The sequence below is a fragment of the Nitrososphaera sp. genome (genome assembly GCF_036397675.1).
Classification (GTDB): domain Archaea; phylum Thermoproteota; class Nitrososphaeria; order Nitrososphaerales; family Nitrososphaeraceae; genus Nitrososphaera.
Genome location: NZ_DASWIL010000041.1, coordinates 1 through 7,973, shown reverse-complemented (window position 1 = coordinate 7,973; position 7,973 = coordinate 1). Strand labels below are relative to the sequence as shown.

The window sequence follows — 7,973 nt, the reverse complement described above, 5'->3', positions numbered from 1 at the left end:
GTTTGAATCGAACTATGGTAGGGTTGAAAGCGCCATAAAGGGGAAGTGAATAAAGCTAAAAGGCGTGTTTGAATCGAACTATGGTAGGGTTGAAAGATGTTTAATACAACAAATGGCATAGGCATTGCGGCAAGTTTGAATCGAACTATGGTAGGGTTGAAAGGTTTCAGTGCCAAAGCCTAACACATTTTCAAATAGCGTTTGAATCGAACTATGGTAGGGTTGAAAGGTGTCTGTTTCGTCAGTTGGTCCGAACCAGAATTGTGTTTGAATCGAACTATGGTAGGGTTGAAAGATTGGTACGAGCACGCTCCCATTATCCCTCTCAAAAACGTTTGAATCGAACTATGGTAGGGTTGAAAGGTAGCCACCGCGTCGCCAAAGGCGCCGATGACCAAGTTTGAATCGAACTATGGTAGGGTTGAAAGAGTTCGTCAGCCTCGAGCTGCTTCGAAAGTTGCCGAGTTTGAATCGAACTATGGTAGGGTTGAAAGACCAGTTTCGACATTCCACTAGGCACAGTAAGCGCACGTTTGAATCGAACTATGGTAGGGTTGAAAGAGTCTAAACCGTCTGGCGATTCACTCGCAGTGTTCAAGTTTGAATCGAACTATGGTAGGGTTGAAAGGCTTTTGCATTAGCAATCTGCTGGGCAGCCCACCTGTGTTTGAATCGAACTATGGTAGGGTTGAAAGAGTCGTTGTGTTTGCAGCAAAGAATATCGCTAGTGAAAGTTTGAATCGAACTATGGTAGGGTTGAAAGTCATCACACCTTCCTCATGCTTTTTAGTTGTCGTTCTGTTTGAATCGAACTATGGTAGGGTTGAAAGTTGAATTGAATAAAGACAACAGTTATTCGAGCAAGGTGTTTGAATCGAACTATGGTAGGGTTGAAAGTGGCCCACGGCCAGACGTTGCTTTAGGTGGTTATAAGGTTTGAATCGAACTATGGTAGGGTTGAAAGCATACTACACCAGCATAGCCCCTCCATACTTGGTAAGTTTGAATCGAACTATGGTAGGGTTGAAAGTACACACGCAAGATAGTGCTCAGTCCAGAACGTGAACTAGTTTGAATCGAACTATTATAGGATTGAAAGGCGTGATATGTCCTTCATGCCTGAAGGAGACTGACTATTGCAGATATGAAATTGGGCACGAATACTGCCAAATCTAGGTCAGACCGGCCGCGGCCCCAAACGACAAAAAGGACATGGCCCTGACTTTGAAGTTAAAAAGCCATATAAGCGGAATAACGTAATAACTGCAGTGGTAAAACCTTCTCAAACAAGACCTGCAACACCTGGCACAAAAGGCAGCACGGGATATTGCGTGTCCTGCTCAGCCGTAGCGACGACGGAAGCACTGTTCAAACTGGAAGGTGCAATCGTAATTCAGAGGTATTGTAACAAATGCCTGCCTAAAGCGGATTACAAGATTTGGTGACATTGGGTGACAGTTCTGGCCCCTTCCTCCATCCCGCCTGTCTGAGATCATCCACGTCCGCGCCGGTCTTGCCCATACCAAGGTTGTTTGAAACCGCGTTCAGAATGTGACAGCTAGAATAAAACGCGAATGATCCATGTGATCGACTAGATATTACATACGGGCCGTACTTTTTCGCTCTACTTTTGCTTGTCTTTCTTGGACGACTGCCACCAGTCGAGGTAGTCGTCGTGCTTCACCCGCCTCTTGTCCACGTTTGCCGCCTCTGCCTTGTCTCTGATCTCGTCAATCTTTTCCCTTGAGGCAAACAGGCCGCAGCTCTTGCAGATGAAGTTCTTGCTTGACAGGTCGAACTTTAACTCGCCTCCACACTCGGGACAGTAGCTTGCCAACACCATCGCGTCGTCTATCGCCAATAAAAGGTTTATCGAGTCGGAGTCGGAGTCGGTGCACGGACTTTGCTCATCATCCAGCACAGGGCTGTCCGTTCGCCCGTCAGGTGCCGTGCACCGAGCACCTTTTCTAAAACGTAAAAAGATTAAACTGTTGCTATGGTACCCTTGTCGGCGTTTACCCTGACGCGCGCGCCCTGAGCAATGGAGGAGAGGGGCTTTTTCTCTGGCAGGTCAACGGCAGGTATGCTGGCGATTGCGCACCCTGACGCAGTGGTGATGTCTGCCCTGGAGCACACAATTGCCGCTGGCGCGCTGCCCGACTCTCTCAGCGAGTAAAACGCGTAGGCCCCGACGCTGCTGCCCACGGCGTTTGGGAACACCAGGACGACATCTTTGAGCGACCTGCCGAAAAGCTCGTGCTTTTCGTCCGTTATCTTGCCTGTGTTTGCGTCAACCATCGCAAGGAAGTTTATCGGCTGCGAGCTGACAAGAGCCCTGCCCTCACCTACCCCACCTACTATTTTCCTGCAGCCGGAAATCTTCATTGCGTGTACTCCTTTACAATGGTCTTCATGTCCTTGAGCGCGACACCGACCTTGTTGGAGTTGTGCATGTAGTAGGCCGCCTTGACGCTGCTCGTTACAACCGAATCGTAATTTTCCCTCGTGACGTAGGGCGTGAGGCACGTGCACGAGTCGCACATGAACTCGCCACCCGCCTTCTCAAGCTTGCCGGCAAGCCCTATCTTGACTGCTTGGTTGTGAATAGCGCGTGAGCAGAAGATCATGCACCTTTTCTTGAACTTCCTGCCCTCTGTCAGGCTCGCAAGCGTGTTCAGCTCTTCAAGCCCGAGCTGCGGGCTGCCAAACGTGATGACGTCGCCGTCGTCTGCAGTTGACAGCTCATCCCTGATCTTTTTCATCTCCTCTCTTCCAACGGAAACTTTTTCTTTTGTTTTTGGGCTGCCGAGCGTAAACATGCCGCACGACCCCGAGGTTCCGATGCCGGCGGAAAGCGCCTTTGCCTGCGGCCTTGAAAGCGAGTCGCCGATGCCGGCAAGCGCGACGCTTGACCCCTTGACCGTTTTTCCGGCAAAATACCCGAGAAGCCCATAATCAAGCTCGTTTTCGAACTGAAAGTCTGCCTGGATTTTCACCTCGGGATTTCTACCCTCGTCGAGCCTGAGGTCTGAGAGCGGCGCCTTGCCCGTGACGGAACTTGCAAGCGCGGACAGCGCCGATTCCTTGTTGGTCTTTATCCCCAATAGTGAGTTTGAAAACACCGCGGCGTTGCTCTCGGCAAAGCTCACCTGCGTCCCTTTGCGGGGCATGTCAAATACCTCGTACGGCGTGCAGGTAAACGACGGCTCGACTCCCATTTGCTCGTATGACCTTACAATGCTCGCCTGCTTTTCCGCAAATTTTTCAGATATCCCTTCGGGGCGCTTCAGGTCGTAGCCCATCGGGTTGACAGTCGTCCTGATGGCGACCCTCGCTTGCTTGCTAAAGCTATCGAGGAACCGGACGCCCGCGTCGCCTATCGTGTTGTAGTTGACGCCTGAAACGTGGGCCCACCTGACAGGTATCAGCTTTTTTGCACCCGTAGCCTCGCCGATGGCTGCAAGGATGCGGTACGCTGAGGCAAGCACCTCGCCCTTTTCGCCACGGAGCGCCTTTTCCTCCTCCCGGGTTAGCTCCACGTTTTCACTTTTTGCAAATGAGTATAAGAACCATTGGAGGAGAGAGGGATGAGGAATGAGGAGTGAGATTATATCACAGGAGGGGATAGTTTTTCTGCTCTTGGCTCGCAACGTGGGCACTATCCTGAAAAAGATGGAAGAGACGCTGCACCGCGAAAAGCCGCCCAGGCTCACAGCCCTGAGGGGGCTGCAGATGGAGGAGCAGGGCGACCCGTTCAAGATCCTGATAGGGACGATACTGTCTGCAAGGTCCCGGGACGAGAACACCGCCCGGGTCGTCAACAGGCTGTTCGCAGTCTACGGCACGCCGGAGGCGCTTGCAAACGCGGACATAAGCGACATCAAGAAGATAATTCATAGCATCGGCTTTTACAACGTCAAGGCCGCGAGGATAAAGCAGGTCGCAAAGGAGATAGCGGGCAGATTTGCCGGGAAGGTCCCGGCCGACATCGACAGGCTTCTGGAACTGCCCGGCGTGGGCCGCAAGACCGCCAACTGCGTGCTAGTCTATGCCTTTGACAAGCCGGCGATACCGGTGGACGTGCACGTGCACCGCATATCAAACAGGCTCGGGCTGGTGGACACCAAGACGCCGGAGCAGACCGAGCAGGAGCTTTTGAAGCTAGTTGACAGGAGGCTCTGGACGAAGGTAAACGACACGTTCGTGATGTACGGCCAGAACATCTGCCTCCCGATAAGGCCGAACTGCCCGGCGTGCGGCCTGAAGAAAACCTGCAGGTACTACTCTATGTCCTCTTCCTCTTCTTGACAAGCAAAAGTATCCCGACGGCCGCCCCGACTCCTGCCATCAGCGCGCCGGGCAGGTAGTATATGGGTGTCCCGACCAAGCTCCCAAACACCAGGTTCACCGCGACGCTGCCGGCAGACGCGTTTGCGGGCAGGCCCGACTCGTCGTTGCCGTACAGTTCGACCGACGCAAGGTCAAAGCCGTTCACGTCCAGCCTGTCGACCACGATGCGCTTGCCGTCAGAGACTATGAGGCCGCCGTTCTCCACGTGGGTGAATCCGACTGCCCCTTCAGTGGACCACCCAAGTTCGTCGTTCCGATATATGTTAAAGTAGCCAATTTCAGGGGTGTTAACGGACACCGAATACCTCCTTGCCTCGCCGCCGTACATGGCAATCTCTATGAACTTTTCGCTTGGCGCCTGCTCGCGAAGGATTATCATGACCTTGGCGTCGTCCTTTGCGGTGTACGACAGCTTGTTCTCTATTCCCATTATCCAGTTCTGGCCCACCGGCTCGTCGTAAGTGTATACTACGGGGTTCCTGCGGTCATGGTTTGCCGCCCCGTACGGCAGGACAAAGGTCTCGTTGCGCTCGCCCTTGACGATGTCGTACGGCTGGTCCCCCTGAGCGTAGGCGGCAAGCGGAGAAAGCAAAATCAGAATTGCCAAGGCGGCCAAAATGTGGCGTGAAACGGGCACGAGGTGTATTTCCCCCGATTAGTAATATATACGACACGCGTAGAGCCCGCCTCCACCCCACCATGCGTGCGTGAAACGGCCGTTCCAGATGTCCTGATATAAGCTGATAGGATAATAAGCGGCATAAATGGGGTGGGTTAGGACAGCCGGCATTGCGCTTGCTCTAGCATTCGTCGCGTCCATATCAGCTGCCACTGTGCATGCCCAGTCTCTCTATGTGACTACGAGCAAGGGCGTCTACGACTCGGGCGAGCGCGTCGTGGTGGCCGGGACTGTATCCGACGCCGAGGACCGCCGGCCCGTGCTTGTGAAAATAATCCGCGGCGAAGACGAGTGCGCAAAGCAAAACGTCAGGCCCCTGCGCGACGGCTCGTTTTTCTCCCGGCCCATGATAATCAGCGGCTGCGGGTCCGGGTCCGGCGACTTTAACGTGACTGCGATCCACGCTGGCGCGACTGCTTCCTCGTCCTTTGCGGTGGAGGACACGCAGCAAGTGGCCGACAGCTTTGAGCTGCGCGCGATAAAAGCGACCGTGACCCAGGCGCAGGACGTCGTAAACGCGAGGATGCGGGAAATGCTTGACGCAAACCTCGCAATACCCGAGCGGGCCGCCGAGGCTTACGGCAAGGGCGTGGTAGCGGCGTCGATCGCGCTGCAGGGAGTAGAGCGCGGGGACGCGAAGGCCGCCGGCGAGCACAGGGCAGTGGCATTTGCGAATTTCAGAGAAGCACTCGACCTGCTCTCTCCAGAGAGGCTGAGCGCGGTGACCGAAGACATCAGGGGGGAACAAACGCGCGTTTATGCTACCGGCGAATGGTTTGGCAGGCTGCAGGACCTCTTCAAGAGGCTCGTGGACCTTGCCGACAAGAACGGCCTTGGAGCCGATCAGGAATTCAGCCAGATTCAGGGTTTACTGGCCGAGGCTAGGCAGCTGATTGGCGAGAAAAAGACAGACAGCGCCGAAGAGTCGCTCCGGTCAGCGGACAGGCTCCTTGAAGCGACGCGCAAAAAGCTGATACAGCAGGCCGAAGGCGAGGACTCGCACGTGCAGTCTCTGTCTTCTGCGGCGGACCGGCTTGAAAGCTCCGCGCGCACGCTCCGGGAAGATGCTGCAGGCGTGCCCCGCGCGCTTGTCAAGGTGAACGCCTCCTTTGTGCTCATAAACGGCGCGAGGGTCTCGATAACAGACGGCGACTATGATTCGGCCAAGAGCTCGCTCGATTCCGCGGTCAAGATCCTTGAAGAGGCAAAGCGGATAATCGAGAGCAGCCGCTGATTTTCCTGCAGCTTTTCGCGCACGACGATCTCACAATCAACACTTGAGAAAGGCGCAATCAGGCCCGATTAGCGTAAAGAGGCTCAATAATGCTCCTGCCGCACATGCTGCGCCTGAAAATAGCCCTGAAACGCTCGTTCCCGAGCGAATTCCACCCTCCCCCTAAAATAATCTGTAACAATCTGATAGGATATGTCTGCACGAAAGAACAACAGGGGAAAAATAGAGATAATGGCTGACATCCTGAACCTGTCAACGGTCGGGATAAAGAAGACACACATCATGTACCGGGCCAACCTGAGCTACGAGCAGATAATCTACTACCTTGGAGAACTCCAGGGCAAGGGCCTGCTCGAGCAGCGCATGAAGGACGGTACAACAGTATACGGCACGACTGAAAGGGGCAGGGAGTTCCTTGGCCACTTTTCAAACATGTCGGAACTAATGAGCGAATACTCTGAGACAGAGATGCCTCTTCTGGCCCAATAACTTATTATTATTTTTATTTTCTTGTTATCCAGAACAGGACTGCTAGGCCGCCCGATTGGGCCATGTTTATCGCAAACAGGTACGGCGCGGCCGCGTCGACGATGTCCTTGATAGCAGGCCCGGCGGCGTACAGGTTGGACCAGAATATGACTATGACTATGTTCTGGACTATGAAAAGAGAGGCCACGATGACGAGCCCCCAGGTGAAGTAGGACCTGATGAGCCTGAGGCTCTGAATGTACATCGCAATGATGCCGCCAAGGAGCCCGATGTTTGCCAGCGCAGCCGCAGCGGCGCCTAGCATAAAGTCCATTAGCTTCCGGCCCCATTGTTGCCTAATTTACTTTTTCCCAATTTGATCCCAACTAGCCTCCTCGGCGTCACTGCTTTTTCACCCTTGCCAGTATCTCCTGGAACGACGAATAGTTCTTTTCCATGAGCGGAGTCAAAAAGTAGGTGGCGCCGTACGAGTCGCGGTTTTCAGTTATCACGAGACCGTTCTCAGACAGCACCTTCAAATGATGGAGCACGGTCTTGTAGTCAAGTTTCAATTCCGATGCAATCTGGTTTGCATTGGCAGGCCTTGCGTTCACAAGGTCGATTATCTTGGCGCGGTTGACGCCTCCACGCGAGCTTGCTATCAGGTACCAGAGGATGCGCTTGAAGCGCGGGTCGATGTATCCGCCTGCGCCGCCGGCCTGCCCTGCTGCGCGCAAAAACGCGAGCGAGGCTACCAATCCTGCGAGCCCTGCAAGCCCGGCGGTAATGAACATCCGCGTCAATCGTTCCGGCCGGCAGATATAAAGTTGTCCGCAATTGGGGAAGGATCTGGGTGTGAATCGGGGAAAAAATCCTTTGTAGATGCGACTGATGCACGCGCAATGGATCTACGAGACGAAAACGGCAAAATAAAGTCCAACGTCCTGATAGGCACGGTCTTTTCAGGCATGCTGGTTGCGATGGTGCCTGCCGTCATGGCGATTGGAGCACAAAGAGCATTGAGCAATAGCTGGCAAGACCGTCTACGCCTTTGCGATGTACGAAAAACTCAAGCGGAAAACCGTACCTATGCGCGACGCGGCCAGCCGCATTCTGATGGTATCGTTTGACATCAAGTCCGACCACGAGCGCCTGATACTTACTTGAAAAGATAATCCCGCTTGTCAGGGAACAAATGGTTCTTTGAAAGAGATTATCACCTTCGCTATCTCGGGCCGCATC

General features: G+C 53.9%; 10 protein-coding genes and 1 CRISPR repeat array. Of the genes, 4 read left to right on the top strand and 6 right to left on the bottom strand.

The genetic code is table 11. The features are described 5' to 3' along the window. A CRISPR array of direct repeats spans positions 1-1,099; the repeat unit is 30 nt; unit sequence GTTTGAATCGAACTATGGTAGGGTTGAAAG. 525 nt (positions 1,100-1,624) lie between these two features. The 3 genes from VGA14_RS09475 to VGA14_RS09465 all read right to left on the bottom strand — a co-directional run bounded on the left by VGA14_RS09475 (position 1,625) and on the right by VGA14_RS09465 (position 3,539). Continuing rightward, complete coding sequence (locus VGA14_RS09475) at positions 1,625-1,921, bottom strand: TFIIB-type zinc ribbon-containing protein (protein WP_331003516.1); 297 nt, start codon at positions 1,919-1,921, stop codon at positions 1,625-1,627. Positions 1,922-1,983: 62 nt separating this feature from the next. After that, positions 1,984-2,385, bottom strand: a complete 402-nt coding sequence (locus VGA14_RS09470) for an aconitase X swivel domain-containing protein (RefSeq protein ID WP_331003515.1) — start codon at positions 2,383-2,385, stop codon at positions 1,984-1,986. Beyond that, entirely contained in the window at positions 2,382-3,539 is a 1,158-nt protein-coding gene (locus VGA14_RS09465; protein ID WP_331003514.1) for an aconitase X catalytic domain-containing protein, read from the bottom strand. Before VGA14_RS09465 ends, VGA14_RS09470 begins: the two co-directional genes overlap by 4 nt. 112 nt (positions 3,540-3,651) lie before the next feature. On the opposite strand from VGA14_RS09465, the gene VGA14_RS09460 reads away from it, so the two are divergent. Further along, the gene (locus VGA14_RS09460) at positions 3,652-4,308 is read left to right on the top strand and encodes an endonuclease III (protein ID WP_349257166.1); all 657 of its coding nucleotides are present in this window, start codon (positions 3,652-3,654) and stop codon (positions 4,306-4,308) included. Here VGA14_RS09460 and VGA14_RS09455 read toward each other — a convergent pair. After that, a complete protein-coding gene (locus VGA14_RS09455) occupies positions 4,286-4,942 on the bottom strand; it encodes a hypothetical protein (protein WP_331003512.1) in 657 nt (218 codons plus the stop codon). The two genes, VGA14_RS09460 and VGA14_RS09455, sit on opposite strands and share 23 nt — an antisense overlap. Before the next feature lie 172 nt (positions 4,943-5,114). Between VGA14_RS09455 and VGA14_RS09450 the strand changes: the two genes are divergently transcribed. Next, positions 5,115-6,263 (top strand): hypothetical protein, encoded by a 1,149-nt coding sequence (locus tag VGA14_RS09450; protein ID WP_331003511.1) that lies wholly within the window; start codon positions 5,115-5,117, stop codon positions 6,261-6,263. A gap of 192 nt (positions 6,264-6,455) precedes the next feature. Beyond that, a complete protein-coding gene (locus tag VGA14_RS09445; protein ID WP_331003510.1) occupies positions 6,456-6,752 on the top strand; it encodes a winged helix-turn-helix domain-containing protein in 297 nt (98 codons plus the stop codon). Positions 6,753-6,765: 13 nt separating this feature from the next. On the opposite strand, the gene VGA14_RS09440 is transcribed toward VGA14_RS09445, so the two are convergent. Together VGA14_RS09440 and VGA14_RS09435 are read right to left on the bottom strand one after the other, a co-directional pair. Beyond that, on the bottom strand, positions 6,766-7,065 hold the full coding sequence (locus VGA14_RS09440) for a hypothetical protein (protein WP_331003509.1): 300 nt from the start codon (positions 7,063-7,065) through the stop codon (positions 6,766-6,768). A gap of 67 nt (positions 7,066-7,132) precedes the next feature. Further along, the gene (locus VGA14_RS09435; RefSeq protein WP_331003508.1) at positions 7,133-7,525 is read right to left on the bottom strand and encodes a winged helix-turn-helix domain-containing protein; all 393 of its coding nucleotides are present in this window, start codon (positions 7,523-7,525) and stop codon (positions 7,133-7,135) included. Between the two features lie 33 nt (positions 7,526-7,558). Here VGA14_RS09435 and VGA14_RS09430 point away from each other — a divergent pair, with 33 nt between their 5' ends. Then, positions 7,559-7,861 (top strand): hypothetical protein, encoded by a 303-nt coding sequence (locus tag VGA14_RS09430; protein WP_331003507.1) that lies wholly within the window; start codon positions 7,559-7,561, stop codon positions 7,859-7,861. Positions 7,862-7,973 lie beyond the last annotated feature (112 nt).